Annotated in this window: 21 protein-coding genes; 16 read left to right on the plus strand and 5 right to left on the minus strand. The window is 37.2% G+C overall.

The window, feature by feature from the left end:
- Positions 1–72: 72 nt before the first annotated feature.
- Together ACFO5T_RS04515 and ACFO5T_RS04520 are read left to right on the plus strand one after the other, a co-directional pair.
- Positions 73–924, plus strand: a complete 852-nt coding sequence (locus ACFO5T_RS04515) for a prephenate dehydrogenase (protein WP_375252129.1) — start codon at positions 73–75, stop codon at positions 922–924.
- 56 nt (positions 925–980) lie between these two features.
- A complete protein-coding gene (locus ACFO5T_RS04520) occupies positions 981–2,072 on the plus strand; it encodes a bifunctional 3-deoxy-7-phosphoheptulonate synthase/chorismate mutase type II (protein WP_038600953.1) in 1,092 nt (363 codons plus the stop codon).
- 63 nt (positions 2,073–2,135) lie between these two features.
- Here ACFO5T_RS04520 and ACFO5T_RS04525 read toward each other — a convergent pair whose 3' ends face one another.
- Entirely contained in the window at positions 2,136–2,789 is a 654-nt protein-coding gene (locus tag ACFO5T_RS04525) for a hypothetical protein (RefSeq protein WP_035325309.1), read from the minus strand.
- A gap of 142 nt (positions 2,790–2,931) precedes the next feature.
- On the opposite strand from ACFO5T_RS04525, the gene rsgA reads away from it, so the two are divergent.
- From rsgA to queA, 9 genes are all read left to right on the plus strand, one after another.
- On the plus strand, positions 2,932–3,885 hold the full coding sequence (gene rsgA / locus ACFO5T_RS04530) for a ribosome small subunit-dependent GTPase A (protein ID WP_021778342.1): 954 nt from the start codon (positions 2,932–2,934) through the stop codon (positions 3,883–3,885).
- A complete protein-coding gene (gene dtd, locus ACFO5T_RS04535; RefSeq protein ID WP_380032418.1) occupies positions 3,885–4,337 on the plus strand; it encodes a D-aminoacyl-tRNA deacylase in 453 nt (150 codons plus the stop codon). The genes rsgA and dtd overlap by 1 nt, the downstream gene beginning before the upstream one ends.
- A gap of 56 nt (positions 4,338–4,393) precedes the next feature.
- Complete coding sequence (locus ACFO5T_RS04540) at positions 4,394–6,289, plus strand: DUF3857 domain-containing protein (RefSeq protein WP_380032420.1); 1,896 nt, start codon at positions 4,394–4,396, stop codon at positions 6,287–6,289.
- A 5-nt stretch (positions 6,290–6,294) separates the two neighbouring features.
- A complete protein-coding gene (locus ACFO5T_RS04545) occupies positions 6,295–8,301 on the plus strand; it encodes a DUF3857 domain-containing protein (RefSeq protein WP_380032422.1) in 2,007 nt (668 codons plus the stop codon).
- A 1-nt stretch (position 8,302) separates the two neighbouring features.
- The gene (locus tag ACFO5T_RS04550) at positions 8,303–10,303 is read left to right on the plus strand and encodes a DUF3857 domain-containing protein (RefSeq protein WP_375252125.1); all 2,001 of its coding nucleotides are present in this window, start codon (positions 8,303–8,305) and stop codon (positions 10,301–10,303) included.
- A 104-nt stretch (positions 10,304–10,407) separates the two neighbouring features.
- Positions 10,408–12,291 carry a hypothetical protein gene (locus ACFO5T_RS04555; protein ID WP_380032424.1) on the plus strand — a complete coding sequence of 628 codons (1,884 nt, stop codon included), beginning with the start codon at positions 10,408–10,410 and terminating at the stop codon, positions 12,289–12,291.
- Positions 12,292–12,294: 3 nt separating this feature from the next.
- The gene (locus ACFO5T_RS04560) at positions 12,295–12,621 is read left to right on the plus strand and encodes a nucleotide pyrophosphohydrolase (RefSeq protein WP_021778348.1); all 327 of its coding nucleotides are present in this window, start codon (positions 12,295–12,297) and stop codon (positions 12,619–12,621) included.
- 3 nt (positions 12,622–12,624) lie between these two features.
- Positions 12,625–13,878: a 3-phosphoshikimate 1-carboxyvinyltransferase gene (locus tag ACFO5T_RS04565; RefSeq protein ID WP_380032427.1), complete on the plus strand. Its 1,254-nt coding sequence runs from the start codon at positions 12,625–12,627 to the stop codon at positions 13,876–13,878.
- 103 nt (positions 13,879–13,981) lie between these two features.
- Entirely contained in the window at positions 13,982–15,031 is a 1,050-nt protein-coding gene (gene queA / locus ACFO5T_RS04570; RefSeq protein ID WP_298347804.1) for a tRNA preQ1(34) S-adenosylmethionine ribosyltransferase-isomerase QueA, read from the plus strand.
- Positions 15,032–15,228: 197 nt separating this feature from the next.
- Here queA and ACFO5T_RS04575 read toward each other — a convergent pair whose 3' ends face one another.
- Positions 15,229–16,701 carry a helix-turn-helix domain-containing protein gene (locus ACFO5T_RS04575; protein ID WP_375252122.1) on the minus strand — a complete coding sequence of 491 codons (1,473 nt, stop codon included), beginning with the start codon at positions 16,699–16,701 and terminating at the stop codon, positions 15,229–15,231.
- A 125-nt stretch (positions 16,702–16,826) separates the two neighbouring features.
- On the opposite strand from ACFO5T_RS04575, the gene aceB reads away from it, so the two are divergent.
- Together aceB and ACFO5T_RS04585 are read left to right on the plus strand one after the other, a co-directional pair.
- Positions 16,827–18,422: a malate synthase A gene (gene aceB / locus ACFO5T_RS04580; RefSeq protein ID WP_380032429.1), complete on the plus strand. Its 1,596-nt coding sequence runs from the start codon at positions 16,827–16,829 to the stop codon at positions 18,420–18,422.
- Positions 18,423–18,486: 64 nt separating this feature from the next.
- A complete protein-coding gene (locus ACFO5T_RS04585; RefSeq protein WP_380032431.1) occupies positions 18,487–20,097 on the plus strand; it encodes an isocitrate lyase in 1,611 nt (536 codons plus the stop codon).
- A 55-nt stretch (positions 20,098–20,152) separates the two neighbouring features.
- On the opposite strand, the gene ACFO5T_RS04590 is transcribed toward ACFO5T_RS04585, so the two are convergent.
- Positions 20,153–20,305: a hypothetical protein gene (locus ACFO5T_RS04590; RefSeq protein WP_380032433.1), complete on the minus strand. Its 153-nt coding sequence runs from the start codon at positions 20,303–20,305 to the stop codon at positions 20,153–20,155.
- Between the two features lie 56 nt (positions 20,306–20,361).
- Here ACFO5T_RS04590 and ACFO5T_RS04595 point away from each other — a divergent pair, with 56 nt between their 5' ends.
- Complete coding sequence (locus ACFO5T_RS04595; protein ID WP_380032435.1) at positions 20,362–21,525, plus strand: pyridoxal-phosphate-dependent aminotransferase family protein; 1,164 nt, start codon at positions 20,362–20,364, stop codon at positions 21,523–21,525.
- Positions 21,526–21,663: 138 nt separating this feature from the next.
- Complete coding sequence (rlmN, locus tag ACFO5T_RS04600; protein WP_380032437.1) at positions 21,664–22,704, plus strand: dual-specificity RNA methyltransferase RlmN; 1,041 nt, start codon at positions 21,664–21,666, stop codon at positions 22,702–22,704.
- Positions 22,705–22,750: 46 nt separating this feature from the next.
- Here the strand turns inward: rlmN and ACFO5T_RS04605 are convergent, their stop codons facing one another.
- Positions 22,751–23,605 (minus strand): choice-of-anchor J domain-containing protein, encoded by an 855-nt coding sequence (locus ACFO5T_RS04605; protein ID WP_380032439.1) that lies wholly within the window; start codon positions 23,603–23,605, stop codon positions 22,751–22,753.
- 130 nt (positions 23,606–23,735) lie between these two features.
- Here ACFO5T_RS04605 and ACFO5T_RS04610 point away from each other — a divergent pair, with 130 nt between their 5' ends.
- Positions 23,736–24,713: a polyprenyl synthetase family protein gene (locus ACFO5T_RS04610; RefSeq protein ID WP_380032441.1), complete on the plus strand. Its 978-nt coding sequence runs from the start codon at positions 23,736–23,738 to the stop codon at positions 24,711–24,713.
- Positions 24,714–24,800: 87 nt separating this feature from the next.
- Here the strand turns inward: ACFO5T_RS04610 and accD are convergent, their stop codons facing one another.
- A complete protein-coding gene (gene accD / locus ACFO5T_RS04615) occupies positions 24,801–25,658 on the minus strand; it encodes an acetyl-CoA carboxylase, carboxyltransferase subunit beta (RefSeq protein ID WP_035325293.1) in 858 nt (285 codons plus the stop codon).
- Positions 25,659–25,823: the final 165 nt, after the last annotated feature.

Here is a 25,823-nt window from a genome sequence, read left to right on the forward strand (position 1 = left end):
AGAAAGCTGAATATTGTTAATTAACAAGTGTAAGGTGTTGATTTTCAAATAAAAGTGTAGAAATAAAGATAAATGAAAGACATTTGTATCATAGGGGTAGGGCTTATAGGAGGCTCTTTTGCACGAGATTTGCGCGCGCAGTTGCCAGAAGCAACCGTGTGTGGTATAGATGCCAGTAAAGAACATCTTGATGAAGCACTAAAGTTAGGCTTTATAGATAAGGCGGGTGTACTAGAGGATGTTGCAAAAGCAGATCTGGTTGTGCTAGCAATACCAGTAGATGTAGCGATACACGTACTACCAGACGTTCTTAACATAATAAATGATGATACTGTAGTGATAGATATGGGCTCAACAAAACAAGCTATTTGTGAGGTTGTGACAAATCATCCTAAACGCCGAAACTTTCTAGCGTGTCATCCCATTGCAGGAACCGAGTTTTCTGGACCTAGCGCGGCAATTACTGGTCTTTATGAGGGAAAAACAAACATAGTTTGTGAGGTAGAAAAAACCGCATTTAAGCTACAAGAGCCAGTGCTTGACCTTTTTAAAAATATGGGAATGCGTATGCGTTATATGGATCCAGTCTCTCACGATAAGCACATTGCATATATGAGTCACTTGTCACACATAAGTGCATTTATGCTAGGTAAAACGGTCATAGATAAGGAGAAGAATGAACGTGATATTTTTGATATGGCGGGCAGTGGGTTTGCATCTACCGTACGTCTTGCAAAAAGTAATCCCGTGACCTGGACCTCTATCTTTAAACAAAATAGAGATAACGTGTTAGAAACACTCACAGAGTACATTGCAAATCTCAATGATTTCAAATCACTTTTGGAAGCCGAAGATTATACAGGAGTACACAACGAGATGGAAAATACAAACCACATAAAAGAAATATTAAACGGAATAAAGTAGTTTTACGCTTTCGCGAAAGCGGAATCAAAAGCCCAAAGCGGCACAAATTAAATAATATGGAAAATAAAAAAGAACTTAGAAATTGGTTAGACGCTTTTGGCCTTGATCACCCACTCGTGATAGCAGGACCTTGTAGCGCAGAGACAGAAGCACAGGTGCTTAAAATTGCACACCAGCTTAAAGACACAGATGCAACGGTACTACGTGCCGGTATCTGGAAGCCTAGAACCCGCCCAGGAAACTTTGAAGGGGTAGGCGCATTAGGTCTTAAGTGGCTTCAAAAAGCAAAAGAAGAAACAGGTATGCTTACCACTACAGAGGTGGCAAATGCAAACCACGTAGATCTAGCACTAGAGGCAGATATAGATATTTTATGGATAGGAGCACGTACAACAGTATCTCCGTTTATCGTACAAGATATTGCAGAGGCGCTTAAGGGAACAGATAAAACGGTTCTTATCAAGAACCCGGTAAACCCAGACCTTGCATTGTGGCTAGGAGCTGTAGAGCGTTTTTACACACAAGACATTAAAAACCTTGGAGTGATACACAGAGGATTCTCAACATACGAGAAGACACGCTACAGAAACAATCCAGAGTGGCAAATCGCTGTAGATTTACAGAATAAATTTCCAGATTTACCATTAATTCTTGACCCTTCACACATTGCAGGGCGTCGTGATATCATACACGATTTATGTCAGACAGGTCTTGATCTTAACTATGATGGTCTTATGGTTGAGACACACTATGATCCAGATAACGCTTGGAGTGATGCTGCACAGCAAATTACACCGGCTACGCTTGTACAGATGATGAAGGATTTAAAAATCCGTAAAGAAGTAGGTACAGAGGTAGAGTATAATAATAAACTTAATACACTACGTACTCAGATAGACGTTATAGATCACCAGCTTATAGAAAACCTTGGGAAGCGTATGAAAATCTCTGATGGAATAGGGGAACTCAAGGCAGAAAATAATGTCTCAATACTACAAACAAAGCGTTGGAACGAGATCCTTGGGAAGATGATTCTAGAAGGAGAGCAGCACAACCTAAGTGAGGAGTTTATCTTACGTGTGTTTAAAGCAGTGCACCAAGAGTCTATAAACCACCAGAAAAAAGTGGCACAGATGCAAGGAGCTTAAGCTTCTATTAATCAAAAAAGACCAGCCGTGAGGCTGGTCTTTTTTTTTTAACTCTATAATATATTAATCATTCTTAGTGTATGCTAGTCTACGAGAGGCTTTGCGCATAAGTACATTCACTAGATCTTCTGGTGAGCTGCCTAGACCACCCCTTACTTTTTTGTTGTAGTTCCATAAAAGGGTACCATCTGCTCCGTTGTTTACACTCATATTTACAATGGCAGTATTTGTAGAGCCCCAGAAGCCCACAAGTAGACCTAATGCTATACTCGCTCCATCACTCATAGGTTTGTTAGTTTCATAATCGCCAGAAATTACGGCATCTACTTCTAAAATTTTTGCAAGATCATCTGTAGTGTATTCATAAAGATTAGAATAGTCAATCCCTTGTTTTTTAAGTAAAGCATTTGTTCTTGACGGTTGTTGAATTTCTAGGGTAGTCAGTTTGCCTCTTTTTTTTCTCTTAAGAAACCAAGAAAACATCCCTGTTTGTAGACTCTCACCTTCTGCTTTTTCAAGACGTTCTAGCTGCTCGTCTGTCATATCTTTCATTTGCTTAGGTCTTAGTTTTACCTGCGTTTTAAAAGGCACAATTGCAATAATCTTGTGATCTTTTGCAATAACGTCAAATTCAGGATTTTCGTAAAGGCTAGTTTGTGCAAATACAGTTGGAGTAATAGCAATTATTGCTAGAAGGAGAAAAATAATTCTTTTCATTTAATATAAATTTGATTGATTAAGGCTCTAAAATAACATAATTAACTAGATAATTCCTACATCGCTCAATTATTTACGGACTTTACCACATTTGTTTATGGAGTATTAAAAAAGAGGTTATTTTTACACCTCACAATACGCTATGACAGGAACAGTTTATAAATCTACAGGGAGTTGGTATACCGTAAAGGCAGAAGATGGCAGGTGGTTTGAATGTAGAATAAAAGGGAAGTTCCGTATTAAAGGAATCAAGAGTACAAACCCTGTTGCGGTGGGTGACGTGGTAGATTTTGATCTAGATACAAAAAGTGATGTAGAGACTGGTGTGATTACAAACATACACCCGCGCGAAAATTACATAGTACGTAAGTCTGTAAATCTTTCTAAGCAAACCCACATCATAGCAAGTAATGTAGATACCGTTTTCTTACTGGTAACTCTTAATAATCCTCCCACGTTTACAGCATTTATAGATCGTTTTCTGGTTACTGCAGAGGCATATCACATTAAAGCAGTATTGCTTTTTAATAAAATAGATACTTATAACGAAGAAGAAATACTGGAGATACGATACCTAGCGGCTATCTATCGCGAGATAGGGTATGAGTGTGTAGGTATATCTGCCATTACCGGTAAAAATGTAGATACCGTAAAGGAAATGATGGAGGGTAAGACCTGTATGTTTACCGGACACTCTGGTGTAGGTAAGTCTACGCTAGTAAACGCCATAGAGCCTACACTAGACCTCAAGACAAAACAAATAAGTGTACAGCACAGCCAGGGACAACACACCACCACCTTTGCAGAGATGTTTGACCTAGGTTTTGATGCACGCATTATTGATACACCAGGTATAAAAGGCTTTGGTATTGTAGATATGGAACGCGAAGAAATAGGAGATTACTTTCCTGAGTTTTTTGCTCTTAAGAGTGAGTGTAAGTTTAATAATTGCTTACACCTAGAAGAGCCAAAATGTGCCGTAAAAGCTGCGCTTGACAATGACGAAATTCCGTGGTCTCGCTATAAGAGTTATACCCAAATGCTTGCCGGTGATGATGACCAGCATTACAGAAAAGATATTTATCCAGAAGAATAATGAAAGCAGTCATACAGCGAGTTACACAGGCTTCGGTTACTATAAATGGTGTTGTAAAGTCAGAAATAAAAAGCGGCCTTCTCGTGCTGTTAGGTGTTACTCACGAAGATACAAAAGAGGACATAGAGTGGCTTTGTAATAAAATTATAGGCTTACGTATTTTTGGCGATGAGCAAGGTGCAATGAATCTTTCTGTGGGTGATATAGATGGTGATATTTTAGTGATAAGTCAGTTCACATTATTTGCCAGTACAAAAAAAGGAAATCGTCCTTCTTTCTTACAAGCAGCACGCCCAGAACACGCAATACCTATGTATGAGGAGTTTGTGAGTACGCTTTCGCGAAAGCGTAATAAACCCACTTATACAGGAGAGTTTGGTGCAGATATGAAAGTGCAACTGCTCAATGACGGGCCAGTTACTATAACTATAGATACAAAAAATAGGGTGTAGCGACTTGTGCGGTAGGTGTCTTTTTTATATTTTGCTGACACATCAATCAAATCAAAATGCGCATACTTACTTTCCTCCTATGTATGTGGGCACTATTTGCCTACTCTCAAGATAATTTATATACTTCAAAAAATATTCCTGAAGACCTTTTAAAATCTGCAAACAGTGTCTTGCGTTTTGAAAAGCATACCATAGATATACCTAATTCATCTACCATAAAAACAGCTCACAAACGCGTGGTGACTGTTTTAAATAAACGTGGTAATAGAGATGTAGAGGCATATATGTATTATGATGATGTTACTCGCATAAAAAATGCTTCTGTTGTAATATATGATGATAGCGGTAAGGAGGTTAAAAAGTATAAACAACGCGACTTTAAGGATGTAAGCGCTGCAGACGGTATAAGTCTCTATATAGATACACGCTTGTTATTTCTCGATTTTACGCCTACCAGCTATCCTTATACAGTCGTGGTAGAAAGCGAGATTGTCTCAAAAAATACAGCTTCTATTCCATCTTTTTATGCAAACGAGGGGTATTACTCAAGCACAGAAGAAAAGATTTTTGAAATTAACTATGCAGATGAGGTTAATTTAAAGCACAAAATGTACGGGGATTATAACCGCATAGAGGTAGAAGAATCTCAAAATACGCTACGGCTTGTTGTTAACAATTCTCCAGCGCTTGTTCCAGAAGATTATAGTCCTGGGTTTAGAAATATAGTGGGTAGGGTGGCTATTGCTCTTAATGATTTTCACTTAGAAGGGCTAGATGGAGACGCTCGTGACTGGGGTACTTTTGGACAGTGGATGAATGAGAATCTGCTTCAAGGTGCGCAAGACTTACCAGAAGAAACAATTACACAGGCAAAGGAACTTGTAAAAGGCATTAACGATCCTATAGCTAAGGCCAAGATTATATATGATTTTGTGCAAAACAAAACACGATACATAAGTGTGCAAGTAGGTATAGGTGGCTGGAAACCTATGCTAGCATCACAAGTAGATAAACTGGGTTATGGTGATTGTAAGGCCCTTACAAATTACACAAAATCTTTACTTGAAGCGGTGGGGGTGCCATCCTACTACACTATTCTTTATGGGAGCCGTGACAAGCGTGATATAGAAGATGACTTTACGGCTATACAGGGTAATCACGCAATTTTATCTGTACCCACTGATGATGATTATGTGTGGTTAGAATGTACAGATCAAGAAGTTCCATTTGGTTTTATAGCTGGTTTTACAGATGATCGAGATGTACTTGTCGTAAAGCCAGATGGAGGTGAGATTGTTCATACCAAAAAGTATACGGCTCGAGATAACTATCAGACAATGAATGGTTCTTTTACTATAGATGCTAGCGGCAATGCTCAAGGAATAGTAAGTATCAAATCTGGAGGTTTACAATATGCAGGTAAATACAGGCTCGTCGCAGAAAACCAAGACGATAAAAAGAAGTATTATTATAAGTTTTGGAATTACCTGAATAATGTATCCTTAACAAGCATTGACCTTTTAAATAATCGTGATGAAGCTATAACTACCGAAAACATAGAACTTGAAGTAGAAAATTATGCTTCATTTGCTGGTGATGAAATGCTTGTTCCTCTCAATTTATTTAATAGATATACAGCGCTTCCAGATCGTGTTAAGAATAGAATGTTTGAAGTAGAAATATCAAGAGGGTTTAAAGATGAAGAAACTATGGAGATTAATCTTCCCGATGATTTTATGATTGTAAGTATTCCCGAAGGAAAGCAGGTTGATTCCCCGTTTGGGTCATATACCTACAGTATAACCCAAGCAGAGAACTCAAAGATTATCTATAAGAGGTCGTTTCTATTTAACGAAGGGACTTATAGTAAAGAAAATTATACAAAACTTAGAAGCTTTATAAGAAGTGTAATAAGAAATGATCAACAAAAAATCGTCATCAAAAAACAATAATTCATATGAAAAAATCACTACTCATCACTATTTTAATGTTTCTTGCTATAGTTGCTACTGCTCAAGATTATGACTTTGGAAAAGTATCTAAAGAAGAGATTCTGCAAAAGGAACACCCCAATTACCCAGATGCAAATGCAAGTATTTTATATAGAAATACCGATACTAAATTTGGTTATAGTCAAGACGAAGGTTTTTATGTCAAGACAGAGGTACAAGAGCGTATAAAGATTTACAATCAAGATGGATATGACGAGGCTACAATAATGCTGAGCCAGTATATAGGAGAAAGAGAAGAAGAGCAAGTTACAGGTATAAAAGCATATACTTATAACTTAGAAGGTGATAAGATTGTTGAAAGTAAATTACAGTCGCGTGATATTTTTAAAGAAGAGAAATCGAAATATAGGAAAGTTACTAAGTTTACAATGCCAGATATAAGTGACGGTTCTGTAATTGAATATAAGTATACTTTTAAATCACCTTTTTATTCAAATATAGACGAGTTTAGATTTCAAGAAGAAATACCAGTAGATCGAGTAGATATGAGGTTTTTTGCGCCGGAGTACTTAATTTATCGTACACACGGTAAAGGAGTAATACCCCTAAATCTAACTACAGATAAAAGGAATCGTACCTTGAGATTTAGATATACAAGCACAAAACTTGCTGAAGTTGCAACAACTAGATCTTCAAATGAGGAGGTAGAGTTTATTGAGAATGGATATATAGTAAACTTAAGTAACGTTCCTCCTATAAAGAATGAGCCGTATTCTGGAAATCTCAATAATTATATGTCTGCATTAAAGTTTGAACTGGCTATGACAAAATTTCCTAATAGCGAGATAAGATCTTATGCGACGTCTTGGGAAGATGTAGCTAGTAAAATTTATCAGTCTACAGGGTTTGGAAAGGAATTAGATCGCCAGAGTTACTATAAAAAAGATATTGATAAGCTTATAAGCAGTGCATCGAGCCCGACTGAGAAGATGTTCCTTATCTATGATTATGTAAAGAGTAAGATGACTTGGAATGACTACTACGGTGTTTATGTAGATGCTGGTGTAAAAAAAGCCTATAAAGATGGTGTAGGTAATGTGGCCGACATTAACCTAATGCTCTCTTCTATGCTTAGATACGCTGGTGTAAGGTGTAGTCCGGTATTGTTAAGCACAAAGAATAATGGTATTCCTGTTTTTCCAACACGTACTGGTTTTAACTACGTAGTGGCAGGAGCTATAGTAAACGATAATCTGTATTTGCTAGACGGTGCCGATAAAGCCGGAATTCCAAATGTTTTAAAACCAGAACTTCTAAACTGGATGGGTAGAATGGTTAAGGCAGATGGATCTTCAAGGTTAATAGATTTATTTCCGTCTAGACCCGCTACGCATATAGGAATGCTTACTCTAGAAGTTACAGATGATATGATAATTTCTGGGAATGCCAAAAATAGATTTTCTGGTCACTATGCAAGATCAGAGCGTAACAAGTTTGCTGCACTTACTAGTGACGAGCAGTTGGAAAAATTAGATAGTTATTATGAGAGTATAGATGCAATAGACGTTTCTTTTAAAGACTTAAAAGTAGGTTCGAAACCACTCACGCTTGAATACAATTTTGAAGCAGAAGAGATGATAGATGAAGCTGGAGATAAGCTTTATATAAATCCACTAGCTCATTTAGGAACAACAAGAAATTACCTTACCGCAGAGGAGCGCAGCCATCCTGTAGATTATGTGTATCCTTGGTCAGATAAGTACACGGTTTCTATTAAAATTCCAGAAGGATACCAGGTAGAATCTGTTCCTGATGATCTGGCAATAAATCTTGTGGATAATATGGGGTCATATCGTTTTGGTGTAACCGTGTCTGGAGATAAGGTAAATGTAGGGTTGCAAAACACGATGAGTACGGCCCTTGTTAACTCTAACTACTATAAAGACTTGCAAGCCTATTTAAAAATGATAGTTGCAAAGGAGAGTGAAAAAATTGTGTTTAAGAAAATATAATATGAAATACACTCTAACTGTAATAGTGCTAATATGTTTTTTTCAAACTAATGCACAAGAATTTAAGTCTGGTAAGATAGATCAAGATTGGTTTGAAAAAACTCTCACAGAAGAGCAACTAGAAGCGCCAGCGGTCTTTCTTGAAAAATATAGAGACACAAATTTTGAATATCGAGATAACCTAGATGGATGGACTCTTTTTACAACAATTCATAATGTAATAAAGATAAACAATACCGAAGGTTTGGAATATGGTACCCATAAAGTTGTATTACAACATCAGGGAAGGCAAGAAGAAAAAATTGATAGAATTGAGGCCTATTCCTATTCAAAGTCGAGCGCCGGAGTAGAGCGAACTAAAATGTCTCGTAGCGAGGTTATAGACAATAAGCTCAATAAATGGTTAGACGAAAAAGTAATAGTAATTCCTAATGTTAAGGTTGGGGATATTATTGAGTATTCATATCGTGTAGAATCTACCTATTGGCATATTAAAGATTTAAATGTTCAAGAAGACATCCCTGTGTTGCACGCTTATGCGAAAATTGCTATTCCACAATTCTTTGATTATAATGTTTATGTAAAAGGAGATATTCAGATTGTTCCAAAATTATCAGTGGGCGGAAGAACCGAAAACTTCTCTACAGAAGATAAAAACCCTTTTGGTGGAAGAACTCAGCGTACAGATTTTGCAAACATAAGATTTAAAGAAAATATTAGTGAGTTTGAATTTTCAAATGTCTCTCCTATTATAGAAGAGGAGTTTACAAATAATATTGAAAACTTTAGAAGTGCAGTACTATGGGAACTAGGAGCTGTAGAAATGAGTAAAGGTAATAAAGTAAATAGAGCCAAAACTTGGGATCAGGTTGCAGACTATTACTATGAGCAGTTGGAACTAAGCGATAATCTAGAGAGCACTAACTTTTTAGATGAAAGTGCTCAAGCTCTTAAATCTAAGCACAGTAATCAAGTAGAGCTTATAGAAGCTGTTTATAGATTTATACAAAACAAAATGACTTGGGATGAGAAGGAGTATAACTATGACACTCCTGACCTGAGAAAAGCTTTTAAGGATGGTAGCGGTTCATCTTATGAAATAAATGTGCTTCTTGTTGCTCTACTCAGGAAAGTAGGACTTAATAGTTCTCCAGTTATGGCAAGTACAAAAAGTAATGGAGTGCCTCTCTATCCTACTGTAAACGGGTTTAATTATGTACTCGCCGCAGTTGTAAAAGATAATGAGTGGTTAGTTATGGATGCCACAGAAAAAAATGCTATACCAGGTCTATTACCAGAGCGAATTATGAACTGGGAAGGGCGGCTTGTAAAACAAAACGGAACATCTAAAGGAATTCCACTATTTGCTAAGAAATTTTCCTCTCAAAAAACGATGGTGATAGCTTCTGTAAATACAGAGGGTGTAGCAACCGGTAAATTGAGAGCTAGTTATTCTAATAATCTGGCATTGAGTTTTGTAAATATATACAAGTCTGCTGCTGCAAGTACTAGAGAAAAAATGCTAGCAAAAGAGTTTGAATCAGATCTCATAACAAATCCACAATTTAAATTTGGAACCTTACCTAAGTCCAGTACCGTGTCGTTTGCTTTTGAAGATGATACCAGTGAGATTATAGGGGATAAGTTGTACATTTTGCCACAGCTATTTTTGAGTGCTACTGAAAATCCTTTTACTCTAGAAAAGCGTTCTTATAGCATAGACTTTAGTTACCCTAAACAAATTGAAAATGTAGTAACCTTAAACTTGCCTGTCGGGTATGCTATAGCCTCTTTGCCAGAAGCTATAGAAATTAATTTACCTGGTAATATGGGAGTTTATAGATTTAAATGTAGTAGCGCAACGGGTACAAGTGTTCAAGTAGTAAGATCTTTATCTATTAATACGACTCTAATTGATGCAGAGATGTATAATGAAATAAAGAAATTCTTTGCCCAAATTGTAAATAAAGAAAAAGAAACTATAGTCTTAATAAAAGGATAGATACCATATTGAAGTTTTTGGTTCTTTCTTGCTATGTGATAGGATTTGAAAAAACTACAACCCTAAGAAAGGTAGACTAACCTCAAAATCTTATATCCATTATAATGATTAACCAATTGTCAAATCATATTCTATTTACTGCTAGAGTCTTAATTATTTTAGGTTTCTCCTTCCAGACTTATGGACAAATAGACCTTTTTGAAGAGGTCACAGAAGAGATGTTAAGCCTCACTAAAGATGAGTTATTTCCAGATGCTGTAGCAATTATTTTAGAGAGAAATGTAGAGGTTGAGGTAGGTGGTTACGAAATAGTAAAAGAGCGAGTTAAGATTTTTAATAAAGAGGGCTATGATTATGCGACGGTAGATTTTCCTCACCAAAATATTGAAAAAATATCTGGACAAACTTACAATCTCGTAGATGGAAAGATTGCTATAACTCAACTCAGTAAAAGAATTTCTTTAGCAGGAAATGATAAGGGTGAAAAAATCAAAAAGTTAGAATCATTTACAATGCCTCAAATACGAGAGGGTTCCATTTTTGAATATGTTTATAAAGCCACAAGAGGAACTTTTAATGATATACCCTTACAGTTTTCTATTCCCGTAAAGAAAATAAATATATCTATCCGTAATGCGTCAAGATATCATTATGATATACTTCAGAACCCTAGAGCTTTATTAGATCTTACTATCACAAAGAGTAATGAAACCACGTATCTGTCTAAAACAAATATAGCTCCTTTAAAAAATGAGAAATATGTTTTTGACATCAATCAGTATAGGTCTAAGTTAGAAATAAGTACTACTGGTGCTGTATACAACAAGAAGTATAATACGTTTGATAAATATGTTGAGAGTCTCGTAAGCCGAACAAGTTTTATAAATGGGTACAAGCCTGTAAAAACTTATAAGGATGACGTGGCTCAAGTCATTAAAGGTGTGACAGATAAGGAGAAGCAGGTAGAATTATTATATAATTTTATTAAATCCCATAAAAAATGGAACGGCTATTACGGTATTTGGCCTGATAATGAATCTGCTAGATTTGCCTACAAAAATCCAGAAGGTGATGGGGCAGACATCAATATGCTTTTGATTTCCGTCTTAAAAAGTATAGGTTTTACTGCTGCTCCAGTCCTAGTGTCTTCTAAGCGTAATGGTTTGCCTATAACTCCAAGTTCAGATGTTTTTAACTACGTGCTTGCAGGTGTGTATCTTGACGGTAATCTTAAATTGCTAGACGCTGCAAGTAATAAAGCAAATTATAATATGCTGCCTAAACCAATGGTAAATTGGCGCGGTATCCTTATTAAAGAAGATAAGAGTTATGAATGGGTAGATCTTAAATTTCAAAGCGTTTCAAAATCAAGTACACTGGTTACGGCACAAATTGACGAAGACTTGGTTCTTACAGGTAATGTAAAGTATAGACTTAATGGTCATTATGCGTCAGATAGTCAAGAGACGCTAAAAGATATCTCAACCGAAAAGTTTTTAAAGTTTACAAATATTGATGATGGTAATTACGAGATAGAAAATCTTACAAGGAAGAGTGTTGATACTATTGCTCATCAAAGTGTTTGGGACTATGAGTTTACAAATGAGTTTGATATTGAGGAAGTAGGAGATAAAATTTATCTGTCACCTTTACTTATGTATGGAAAGCAAACTAATCCATTTAAAAATGAAGAACGCTTATATCCTATTGATTTTGGTTATCCTAAAGTAAGTTCGCATATGATTAACATTAGTATTCCAGATGGTTATAAAGTGCAAACTATTCCAGAGATGATGAGAATCGCAATGCCAGAAAATATAGGAAGCTACTTATATAGCATAAACGTAGTAGATAATGTCATTCAAGTAGTTTCTAGGTTTACAATTAAAGAAAGTGTTGTACCTATCGATTTTTATGGCGAATTGCGTAAATTTTTCAGCCTAAGAGCAGAAAAGGAAAAAGAAACCATAGTTTTGGTAAAAAAATAAATTATGAATATCTCAAACGCTCAGCAGGCTGTAGACGACTGGATAAAGACTCACGGTGTGCGATACTTTAATGAACTCACTAATATGGCCCAACTCACCGAAGAAGTAGGAGAGGTAGCCAGAATTATTGCACGTCGTTATGGAGAGCAAAGTGAGAAAGAAAGCGATAAAGGTAAAGACTTAGGTGAGGAGCTTGCAGATGTAATGTTTGTGGTACTATGCCTAGCAAACCAGACAGGTGTAGATTTACAAGAAGCATTTGATAAGAAGCTGGACATAAAAACAAAACGTGATCACGACCGTCATCATAACAATGAAAAATTAAAGTAAGCTATGCTTTTAAAAGTTCACCATACAGCGTCACAATGCAGCGGCGATATACAGATCACAGGTTCCAAAAGTGAGACTAACAGGCTACTTATCTTACAAGCACTCTTTGATGGTATTACATTAAAAAATATATCAAATAGCGATGATGCCCAAGTTATGCAAAAGGCACTATCATCTAGTGATGAGGTGGTAGACATACATCACGCGGGTACTGCTATGCGTTTTCTTACGGCCTATTTTTCTATTCAAGAAGGTAGAGATACACTCCTTACCGGTAGTGCTCGTATGCAAGAACGCCCTATGGCAATACTGGTAGAAGCACTTCAAGAGCTGGGAGCTCAAATTACATTTACTCACAATGAAGGGTACCCACCATTACAAATAAAAGGGAAAACATTACAGCGCGATGAGGTAACACTCAAGGCAAATGTGAGCAGCCAGTATATCTCTGCACTTATGATGATGGGAGCAAAGCTAGATAATGGTCTTACCGTACATCTTGATGGCAAGATTACCTCGGTTCCTTATATAAATATGACGCTTGCGTTATTACATCAACTAGATATAGAGGCTACCTTTGAGGGGCAAAAAATAGTGATAAAACCGGGTAGAACTTCAGCGGTAGCTAGAGAGATAACGGTTGAGTCAGACTGGAGTAGTGCGTCGTATTTTTATAGTATTGTTGCGCTTTCGCGAAAGCGTAATTTTAACACCCCACACACCATTACCATAGCTAGTTATAAAGAGACTAGTCTACAAGGAGATGCTGCTCTTAGAGAAATATACAAGCAACTGGGCGTGGTTTCTAGTTTTGCAGGAGATAAGCTCACACTCTCGCTTAATCAAGATTTTGAGTTGCCAGAAACGATAACCTTAGATCTTGCAAACTCACCAGACATTGCACAAACTATAGCGGTAAGCTGTTTAGGTCTAGGCGTAGGATGTCACCTCACGGGCTTGCACACACTTAAAATAAAGGAAACAGATAGGCTAGAGGCACTGCGTGAGGAGATTACAAAGCTGGGAGGTAGCATTATGGTTACAGATCAAGATCTTACACTATTACCTCAAAAAGCTGCTGTAAATGAGAATATCACCATAGCGACATATCACGATCACCGTATGGCAATGGCCTTTGCACCACTTGCATCGCAAGTACCATTACTTATAGAAGATGCTGGTGTTGTGTCAAAATCATACCCAGATTTTTGGACAGATCTAGAAGTTTTAGGCTTTGGTCAAGAGATAATTGGCTAAAGACTTGACAACCCCTATCTCGAGATTGTATATTTGCCGTCTTGCGAGCTAGCGCTATATAAGTGCTATAGCTTGACTTAAAAAACAAAAACCAGAACCCTTTATGAAGTTATCACACTTTAACTTTGACTTACCAGATGAATTACTAGCAGAGCACCCTGCCGAAAACAGGGACGAGTCTAGATTAATGGTCCTTAATCGCAAGGAGCAAACCATCGAGCATAAGATGTTTAAAGATCTTATAGATTATTTTGAGCCAGAAGATGTTATGGTACTTAATAATACAAAGGTTTTTCCAGCACGTTTATACGGTAATAAAGAGAAGACAGGAGCTCGTATCGAGGTATTCTTACTTAGAGAGTTAAACTCTGAGACACGACTGTGGGATGTACTTGTAGATCCAGCACGTAAAATACGTATAGGTAATAAGTTATACTTTGGTGATGATGAGAGTCTAGTAGCAGAGGTAATAGATAACACAACATCACGTGGCCGTACGTTACGTTTCTTATATGATGGGTCTTATGAAGAGTTTAGAAAAAAACTTACTTCACTAGGAGAAACACCATTACCAAAATACATAAACCGTGAGGTAGAGCCAGAAGATGAGGAGCGCTACCAGACTATCTATGCAAAAGAAGAAGGAGCCGTAGCAGCACCTACCGCAGGACTACACTTCTCAAAGCACCTATTAAAGCGTTTAGAAATTAAAGGTATTGACTTTGCTGAGGTAACTTTACACGTGGGTCTTGGTACATTTAGCGCGGTAGAGGTAGAAGACCTCTCAAAGCACAAAATGGATAGTGAGGAAGCATACATACGTAAGCCAGCCACAGAGATTATAAATAAAGCTATTTCAGAAAAGCGTCGTGTGTGTGCCGTAGGTACTACCGCAATGCGCGTGATGGAAAGTGCAGTATCTAGTAGCGGTACACTTAACGAGTTTGGTGGTTGGACTAATAAATTTATATTCCCACCGTATGACTTTAGTATTGCAAACTGTATGATTACAAACTTCCACACGCCTAAGTCTACATTGCTTATGATGGTGTCTGCCTTTGCAGGTCACGATTTTATGAAGCGCGCTTATGATGAGGCAGTAAAAGAAAAATACAAATTCTACTCTTATGGAGATGCAATGTTAATTATTTAATTCATTGCTATAATGTACAAAAGCCCAGACTGTAAAGTTTGGGCTTTTTTTGTTTGTAGCACGATTGTAAAGTGTGTTTTTAAAAGCAGTATCCCGCTTTACATTGCAATTCCTCGTGCCGGCTACGCCAGGCAACTGCGGGATTTACATTACAATCGGGGCTAGTAGGTATAGTAGGCTTGTAACTTTTAGTGTGATTAATATGTATCATTAAGCTGCTCTACAATAGCGGCTATTTTTTTATTCTTTGAAGTTCGATTTAAAACCTTTGGAGGAGCTTGTCTCACTTCACAATCTGTAATGGCACAACGCTCACAAGTAACCCCTACGTTACGAGTAGGAATATTTGGGTCATTGAGAAATTTTATTTTGCGCTCAAGTTGTTTATTTATGAGTAGTCCTATACTTATGCTTCTAAACTTGTTCTCTTTAAAAGGATCTTTTGTTGCAGTAGAGAGCACTAGATACTGTACACCCTCATTCTCATAATTAGATATTTGTAAGTCAAACTTACTATTCTCATTACTCTTAGATAAATCTTTGAGCACCTGTAAAGACACCCATCTCCTGCAGTAATGCTCATCACTTTCATTTGCTCGTGGCGCGTGCTGGTGCGCTAGATGTAGCTCTTTTGTGAGGTGAAATTTTGTGTCATTAAGCTTGTGTGTAAACCGCAAGAAAAACAAGTTTTTGATATTAAACTCCTTAGGTAGAATATTAGTAAGCCTTTGGTAAAAAGACTCTGGTGATGCGTTAAACTCATTTGTGATGTGCTCAAAAGAATCTTTATGAAAAATAGGTTCCTTAAAAATATCTTTAATTTTTGCCGTAAGGTTTTTACGAGGTATTATTAATGCTCCTGCAAAGTAAGAGGCATAAAAATTATTAAGTACCTGGTCAAAAGTTTCAAATAGTATCCACGGGAAGGTATATAGCCTTTCTTTGATTTCTAGATAGTTATAAGCTATTTCCTTTGCATAAATAAAGGTGCGCTGTGACTCGTCTATATCATTTGCAACTAGTAGTGTGCGTGATTTAGGTATAAAAACAGATCGTAAGTTATCTAGATCTTTGTGCTTATCGAGTTCATCATTTTTTATGGAGTAGTTGTATTCTTCTATGAGGATTTCCTCTAGCTCGTTTGATGAGATACTTTGCCCTATGTTTATTTGATACGATTTTACAAAGTCGAGTACCTTTTGCTCTATGTTATCAAAGTAGTTGTTATTTGCTTCTTGATATGAGCGCACAGAGGCAAGAAAAAAGCTTTCCCTCCCAAAATTGTAGTGCTGTGCAATTTCTATGATTGTGCTTATAAAGGCGTTGACTTTTGCCGGCGCATTAGATACAATATCTATAAGATCACTTTCTTTTATACCAAAAAGCTCTAGAGGAATCTCTTTAAGAATCTTTGATTTTAAGATTTCACCTATAGGAGCGAGGTTTTTATCCAGCTTTAAAGACACCATTTGATCGTACGGAATGTCTAATTTTTCCGAAAGCGTAAATATTTTATCAGGTTTTGGATATTTTTTTCCGTGTTCAATTTCATTTAAATATGACTTTGATAGTCCGGTTAATTTTGATAACCCAAAAAGTGATAAATTCTTGTCAGTCCTTATCTGTCGGAGCTTAAGCCCAAAAATTAGTTTGATATCTTCTTCATCCATATACACAAATATAAGGCTTTTTGCGAATACTTAAATTTAGTGAAATTGTATTTTTAGCGAACGTTCGCTTTTTTTATCAAAGTATTTTTTTTAACATTGTGGTGTAGAATTTAAAACAGGAATAGATGGCACCAGAAATAAACCAGTATGCAATAAGTTTTAACCGTAATGTTAAAAGCTATTACTCAGAGATATTAACAGATGAGGCTTTAGACTTTATTAAAGCCCTTCACGAACGGTTTAATTCCAGACGGTTAGAATTACTACAAGCAAGAGAGCAACAGCAGCTATTGTTTGATCAAGGTCAGAAACCTTTATTTCCAACGGAGACAAAAGATATTAGAGAGGGGGAGTGGGTTGCAGGAGAGATTCCTCACGATTTGCAAGACAGAAGAGTGGAGATTACTGGGCCTACAGATCGTAAAATGGTTATAAATGCGCTCAACTCTGGAGCAAGAACTTTTATGGCAGATCTGGAAGATAGTACAGCACCTAGCTGGCAGAATGTGATGGAAGGTCAGATTAATCTTCGTGATGCTGTAAATAAAACAATAACCTATCATCACCCTACTAAAGATAAAAAATATACACTTAACGATGAGGTTGCCACCTTACTAGTAAGACCTAGAGGATGGCATCTCAATGAGAAGCATTTACTTATAGATAATGTAGAAGTATCGGGTTCACTGGTAGATTTTGGATTATACTTTTTTACAAACGTTTCTCAACTTTTAAAAAATAACACAGCGCCTTATTTCTATTTAGCAAAGCTAGAGCACTATCTAGAGGCAAGACTTTGGAATGATGTATTTGAGTTTGCACAAGAGTACCTCGAGTTACCTACAGGTACTATAAAATGTACAGTACTTATAGAAACTATTACAGCAAGTCACCAGCTAGATGAAATTATTTATGAATTAAAAGACCACATCGTAGGTCTTAACTGTGGGCGTTGGGATTATATATTTTCATACATCAAGAAGTTTAGAAATGATTCAGACTTCTTAGTGCCTAATCGTGACCAGGTAGGGATGACCGCACCTTTTATGGATGCCTATTCTAAGCTTGTTATACAACGCTGTCACAAAAGGAAAATCTTAGCCATAGGCGGTATGGCAGCACAAGTGCCTATAAAAAATAACCCTCAGGCAAATAATGCAGCTTTAGAAAAAGTAAGAAAAGACAAAGAGCGTGAGGTAAAAAATGGACACGATGGTACCTGGGTAGCACACCCAGCACTGGTGCAAGTTGCGATAGATGAGTTTAACGCACATATGCCAGCACCTAACCAGTTGGAGGTTACTAGGGATGATGTAACCGTCACGGCAAATGATCTTATAGCTATTCCAGAAGGTACCGTTACAGAGGAGGGAGTTCGTAAAAATATCAATGTAGGTATTCTGTATCTCAATGCTTGGCTTAGTGGCCAGGGAGCAGTGGCACTCTATCACCTTATGGAAGATGCTGCTACAGCCGAAATCTCAAGAACTCAAATCTGGCACTGGATTAAAAATAAAGCCGTCTTAGAGGATGGAAATGTGCTTACTAAAGATCTGTACACAATGCTTTTTGATGAAGAGGTAGAAAAAATAATAACAGAGGTGGGTGCAGATAAGATAGAGGCAACCCAATTTGAAAATGCTTTTAATCTCTTTAATGATCTCGTCTTATCAGAAGATTTTGAAGAATTTTTAACCACACCAGCATACACATATTTATAAACATAATCTATATAGAATAGCCTTACAGGCATTTAAATAAAATAATCTCTTAATACTTAATACTATGTCAAATTATAATTCAGCCCTTGAAGTTATTCGTACACTTAAAGCAAAACACGGAAACTCTTGGAGTTCTATAAGCCCAGAAAACACGGCTCGTATGTCGGTGCAAAATAGATTTAAAACCGGTCTTGATATCGCAAGATACACTGCAGCTATTATGCGTAAGGATATGGAAGAATATGATGCAAACCCTATGAATTATACGCAATCACTAGGTTGCTGGCACGGATTTGTGGCGCAGCAAAAAATGATTGCTGTAAAAAAGCATCACGGCACTACAAATAAAAAATACTTATATCTTTCTGGATGGATGGTTGCCGCTTTACGTTCGGAACTAGGGCCGTTGCCAGATCAATCTATGCACGAAAAAACTGCCGTGCCTAAGTTAATAGAAGAGATTTACACTTTTTTACGCCAGGCAGATGCTGTAGAGCTCAACGATCTATTTCGTCGTCTAGATGCTGGTGAAGATGTGCAGGATCAAATAGATAATTATGAGACGCACGTTGTGCCTATCATTGCAGATATTGATGCAGGTTTTGGTAATGAAGAGGCAACATACCTTCTTGCTAAAAAAATGATAGAGGCAGGTGCTTGTGCTCTTCAAATAGAAAATCAAGTGTCTGACGCTAAGCAGTGTGGGCACCAAGATGGAAAGGTAACCGTACCGCACGAAGATTTTATTGCAAAAATTAATGCACTACGCTATGCCTTTTTAGAACTAGGAGTAGAGCAAGGTGTTATTGTAGCAAGAACAGACTCAGAGGGGGCTGGTCTTACTCAAAAGCTACCGGTAAGTCAGGAGCCAGGAGATCTTGCATCACAATATCTTGCCTTTGTAGAGGCAGAAGAGATAGATGTTGCTACTGCAAAAGAAGATGATGTACTATTAAAACGCGATGGTAAAATTGTACGTCCAGTAAGACTACCTAACGGATTGTATAAATTCAAAAACGGAACAAATATAGATCGTGTAGTACTAGATTGTATTACGAGTCTACAAAATGGAGCAGATCTTTTATGGATAGAAACCCCTACACCTAATGTAAAGCAAATCGCTCATATGGTTAACAGAGTGAGAGCGGTAATGCCTAATGCAAAGCTGGTATACAACAACTCACCGTCATTCAACTGGACACTCAATTTCCGTAATCAAGCTTATGACGAGATGCTAGAAGAAGGAGAGAATATGACAGCTTATGACCGTAATAATCTTATGGATGTAGAGTATGATAATACAGAGTTGTCACACCGTGCAGATGAGAAGATTAAAACCTTCCAGATGGATGGTGCTAGAGAGGCAGGCATCTTCCACCACCTTATTACATTGCCTACATATCACACCACTGCGCTGCATATGAATAATCTTACCGAAGGCTATTTTGGAGATCAAGGTATGCTAGCCTACGTAAAAGATGTGCAGAGAGAAGAAATACGCAAAGGTGTTTCTTGTGTAAAACACCAGAGAATGGCTGGTTCAGATCTGGGAGATGATCACAAAACATTTTATGCAGGAGATAGAGCTCTCAAGGCTGGTGGAGCAAATAATACTAGTAACCAGTTTACTGTAAAAGAACCCGTAACAAAGCAAAAGGCTGTGCTCGCAGAGTAAGTAAACCTCAATTTGTTGTAAGAAGGCGATGCTTGCTCTCATCGTCTTTTTGAAATTAAAGAAATTTCAGTCCAGATATAGTCTTTGGTAGGAAGTATTGGTTTACACTATCTGGCTGGAATTTCTTATTTGTATAATAGCTGTATGGAGTGTAATTACGCTTTCGCGAAAGCGTATATCTAAAAAGTTGTATCATTATAATGAGCATCTTTATGTGATGATTTTCTCACTTCAGAAAAGAGCCTTAACATATTATTGAAAATTATGAAAAGCAGAAAATTACTTATGATACCTGGCCCAATAGAGTTTGAGCCAGATGTGTTGCAAGCAATGGCTGTGCCTACCACAAGTCACGTTGCGCCAAATTTTATAGACGTTTTTGGAAACGCTCTGGATATGATGAAGGAAGTTTGGAAATCAACTAGTGGTCAGCCCTTTATAGTTGCCGGAAGCGGAACGCTAGCTATGGATATGGCGGCGTCTAACCTTATTGAGAAAGGAGATAGTGCGCTTGTCATTTCTACCGGATATTTTGGAGCGCGGTTTAAAGATATTCTAGAAACTTATGGCGCAGAAACTACGGTTCTTAGTGCGCCTATAGGTGAAGTAGTGCCTTTAGATATTATAGAGGAAACGCTTAAAGAAGGCTCCTATAAATTACTCACGTTTACACACGTAGATACATCTACAGGAGTTATGGTAGCGCCAGAGGCTATATGTAAGCTTGCGCAAAAGTATGGAGTACTCACTATACTTGACGGGGTATGCTCTGTAGCAGGTGAAGAAATTTTACAAGAAAAGTGGGGAGTAGATGTGGTATTAACTGGATCTCAAAAAGCCATAGGCGTACCGCCTGGGCTTGCACTGCTTGTTGCTTCTCAAAAAGCGCTAGAAGTCTGGAAAAATAGAAAAACACCCGTAGGTAACTATTATGCTTCTTGGAATAACTGGCTACCTATAATGATTGCTTATCAAGAAGAGAGACCATCTTATTTTGGCACACCGCCTGTAAATCTTATTTTGGCCTTAGAGAAAAGTTTAGGTATTATTTGTGATGAGGGAATAGGCGGAAGAGTGCAAAGACATAAAAGGCTTGCTCGAGCCTTTAGAGCTGCAATAACCTCTCTTAATTTATCTATTTTACCTACAGAAGATGTAATCGCTGCTCATACACTAACAGCTGTTTATTATCCAGAAAATATAGATGGAGCATTACTGCGTGCTCATATGGTAGCAGATGATGTTATCGTAGCGGGAGGATTGCTTTCTGAAATTAAGACAACATATTTTAGAGTAGGGCATATGGGGTCTGTATCATCTAATGATTTGCTAGCTGTGCTAGGAGCGCTAGAGCGTGCGCTACAATCTCAGAACTATCCTTTTGAAATGGGAGTAAGTCTTAGAACATTTCAAGATAGTCTCATCTAGTATTGATTATCATATTTAAAACAATTAAGCCTTCATAATAGAGGGTTTTATTGTTTTATGATGGGTGTAGTATGGTGACCTGGTTGTATCTATAAGATCTAGTGCGGGAAACAACAAACAACTCCGTACCTTTGCATCGTGAAAACAGAAAAGAAAGACATACGTAAATTAACCAAAGAAGATCTTAGAGCTTTTTTTGTAGACCAAGGTGATAAAGCCTTTAGAGGTAATCAGGTTTATGAGTGGTTATGGCAAAAGGGCGCACACGACTTTGTAGATATGACTAACATCTCAAAGGAGACACGCATCTTGCTAGATGAGCATTTTGTGATTAACCATATACGTGTTGACCAGATGCAACGTAGTAGTGATGGTACTATAAAGAACGCTGTAAAGTTGCACGATGGTCTTACAGTTGAGTCTGTTTTAATACCTACTAAGAGTAGAACAACCGCCTGTGTATCTTCACAAGTAGGTTGTAGTCTTAATTGTAAATTTTGTGCGACAGCTAGATTAAAGAGAATGCGTAATCTCAAACCAGATGAGATCGTAGATCAAGTGGTGGTCATAGACAGACAAAGTAAGTTATATCACGATAGACCCCTGTCTAACATTGTTTTTATGGGGATGGGAGAGCCATTAATGAATTATAATAATGTGATTAAGGCTATAGATAAGATTACAGATCCAGAAGGACTTGGTATGTCGCCTAAGAGAATTACAGTCTCTACCTCTGGTGTGCCTAAGATTATTAAAAAAATGGCAGATGAGGAGGTGAAGTTTAATCTTGCTGTATCGCTGCACTCTGCGCTAGATGATGTGCGTACAGAGATTATGCCCTTTAATGAGCAAATGCCACTTGCAGATCTCAAAGAAGCACTTATTTACTGGTATGAAAAAACTGGAAAGCGCATTACATATGAGTATGTAGTTTGGGATGGCATAAATGATAGACAGATAGATATAGATGCTTTATTAGATTTTTGTAAAGCAGTGCCTAGTAAAGTAAATATCATAGAGTATAACCCTATAGATGATGGTCAGTTTCAACAAGCAAACCCTCAAGCTATAGACCGTTACGTAGATGTGCTTGAAGCAAATGGTGTCACAGTAACGGTGAGAAGATCAAGAGGTAAAGATATAGATGCCGCTTGCGGACAACTGGCAAATAAGCAATAAAAAAGCGACTCAATTGAGTCGCTTTTTTTATGTCTAAATAATAAACTTATTTGTTTACAATTTTTATTGAAGTAGATGCAGTAGCGCTACTTATTTGAGCCACATATACTCCAGTAGGTAAATCATTGAGATCTACTGTATCTGTATTTCCGCTAAGTGAAGATGTTCTTACATCTTGCCCTAAGAGATTGAAAATTTTTGCATTTACTAATTCTTCTTGCGAACTTATTGTAAGTATTTTAGATGCTACAGAAATGTTTAAGCCTTGAGCTAGTAGCTCTTCTGTAGAAAGCGTTGCGTCTACAGTAAGACGATCAATACCTATATAGTTTGAGTTGTTTCCTGCTGGTCCACCATCTGTAACCCAGTATCTAAATGCAACTTTAGTAATCACCCCGCCGTCTGGAAGACCGGACATTGTTACAACTTGTTGTTCCCAATCTTCTGGGTATCCTCCCACTGCGAGTGATGGATTTATTTCTAATAGTAAGTCGGTATAAGAACCATTACTTGAAGAAGTTGGTTCAGTTCCGCTTCCATCAGGATCTAAACGCACTTCTAATCTGTCTGGGAAAGCACTAGCTGCACCAGTTCTAGTATAAAATGTTAATTCATCACCATTGCTTAGGTTTAGCTCTGGTGTTATAAAGTAAACATCAATAACTGATCCACCTGTAGCGTTGAAATTCATACCTAAATAAGATGTGCTGGCACCGTCAAATGCTTCAAAAACAGCATCGTTACCTTGAAATATATCTGTATTAGGAGTATCACTTACATTTAAAACAGTATAGTCAGTTAAGGTCGTAATATCATCAAAACCCTCATCAATCAAGGTGTTTTGAGCATTCATTGTAAATACTGCAAGAAAAAAAGCAGCAATAAGAGTAATTTGTTTCATATTTTTTTAATTAGGATTATTAATACGAGGCTTAAGTTACAGAAATTATAGGCTCTTAATGAAAATTTAACACTATCTATGCAATAAGTTTATAAATACAATCCTATTTGTAAGTGGTATCTTTACTATAATGAAAGTAGTAGCTCAAATTAAAGAACCCATAGCCTATGAAATGGAGCTTTTTGAAGAAAAGTTTGCCCTTTCTATGCGCTCTAAAGTCGCGCTTCTTAATCGTATAACACATTATATTGTAAATCGTAAGGGCAAGCAAATGCGACCTATGTTTGTTTTTCTTACTGCAAAAATGATGAATAGCGGTGAGGTAAATGATCGAACATATCGAGGCGCCTCTGTTATAGAATTAATACATACGGCAAGCCTCGTACACGATGATGTAGTAGACGATAGTAATATGCGTCGCGGCTTCTTTTCACTTAATGCTTTATGGAAAAATAAGATTGCCGTATTAGTGGGTGATTTCTTATTTTCAAAAGGATTACTCCTTTCTATAGATAATGGTGACACAGATTTATTACAAATTATCTCTGTCGCTGTACGCGAAATTTCTGAAGGAGAACTACTCCAGATTGAAAAAGCAAGAAAACTCGATATCACAGAGAAGTTGTACTACGAGATTATTAGACAAAAAACCGCGACACTCATTGCAGCTTGTTGTGCAATGGGAGCTCAAGCCGTTCACGCAAAAGGTAAAGAGGTAAAGCGTATGCATAAGTTTGGTGAACTTATAGGGATGGCTTTTCAAATTAAAGATGATCTTTTTGATTACGGTTCTGAAAAAATAGGAAAACCTACAGGTATTGATATCAAGGAACAAAAGATGACCTTACCGCTTATATATGTACTTAATACAGTTTCAAAAAAAGAGAAGGACTGGCTTATCAATAGTATAAAAAATAAGAATACAGATAAGAAGCGTGTAAAAGAGGTGATTGCCTTTGTAAAAGATAATGGCGGCCTCGATTATGCGATATCAAAAATGAAAGCATTACAGCAAGAGGCACTCGAAATACTTATGACCTATCCTCAATCTGTATACCGTGACTCGCTAGAGCTTATGGTAAATTATGTGATAGATAGAAAGAAGTAAATTTTTTAATAACTCCTTGCTTGCATAATACATAAACGATAAAAGCGGCTCAATGAGCCGCTTTTATCGTTTATGTAGATATAAAAATTAAGCCCTTACTGGTCTATTTAGTATAAGATCTAAGTAAAGATTAATTTTGTTTTTAAGCTCCTGTCTAGGTGTTATAAAATCTAAGAAACCGTGCTCTTGTACAAACTCTGCGGTCTGGAAACCTTCTGGTAATTCTTTACCTGTAGTGTCGCGTACCACACGAGGTCCAGCAAAACCTATAAGTGCTCCTGGCTCTGAGATGTTAATGTCTCCTAGCATTGCAAATGAGGCAGTTGTTCCTCCAGTGGTAGGGTCTGTACATAATGATATGTAGGGTATACCAGCATCTGCTAGTTGAGCAAGTTTAGAACTTGTTTTGGCTAGTTGCATAAGTGATAGTGCAGCTTCCATCATACGAGCACCACCAGATTTTGAGATGATCATAAAAGGAATATTATTTTTGAGAGAGTAGTCTGCAGCACGTGCAATCTTTTCTCCTACAACGCTACCCATAGATCCACCTATGAAGCTAAAATCCATACAAGCTATCACTAGGTCTGAGCCTTTAGATTTACCTACAGCAGTGCGCACGGCATCTTTAAGTCCAGTCTTTTCTTGAGCGGCAACTAGCCTATCTGCATACGCCTTTTTGTCTTCAAATTTAAGAGGATCTTTTGAGGTGAGTTTTGCGTCTAGCTCTTTGTATTTATTATCATCAAAGAGAATTTCAAAATACTCATTACTCCCTATGCGTACGTGGTACCCATCTTCTGGTGAGATATAGAAGTTTTTTTCTAGCTCTTCTGTGTCTACTATTTTACCAGTAGGTGATTTATACCAGAGTCCTTTAGGAGTATCCTTTTTATCCTCTGTTGCAGTGTGTATTCCTTTTTCTTTACGTTTGAACCAAGCCATATAAGGTGTTTGAATTTGGTTAAGGGTATTATTAGTTCTTCTTAGCAAAGGTGACATTATATGGTATCAACCTTTCGCGTAAGCGTTCAAAATTTCAAAATAATAGGCTGTAAAAATACGTAAAAGGGATGATATCAAACAATTTTGACATCATCCCTTTTATGT

The organism is Dokdonia genika (assembly GCF_042652845.1).
Classification (GTDB): domain Bacteria; phylum Bacteroidota; class Bacteroidia; order Flavobacteriales; family Flavobacteriaceae; genus Dokdonia; species Dokdonia donghaensis.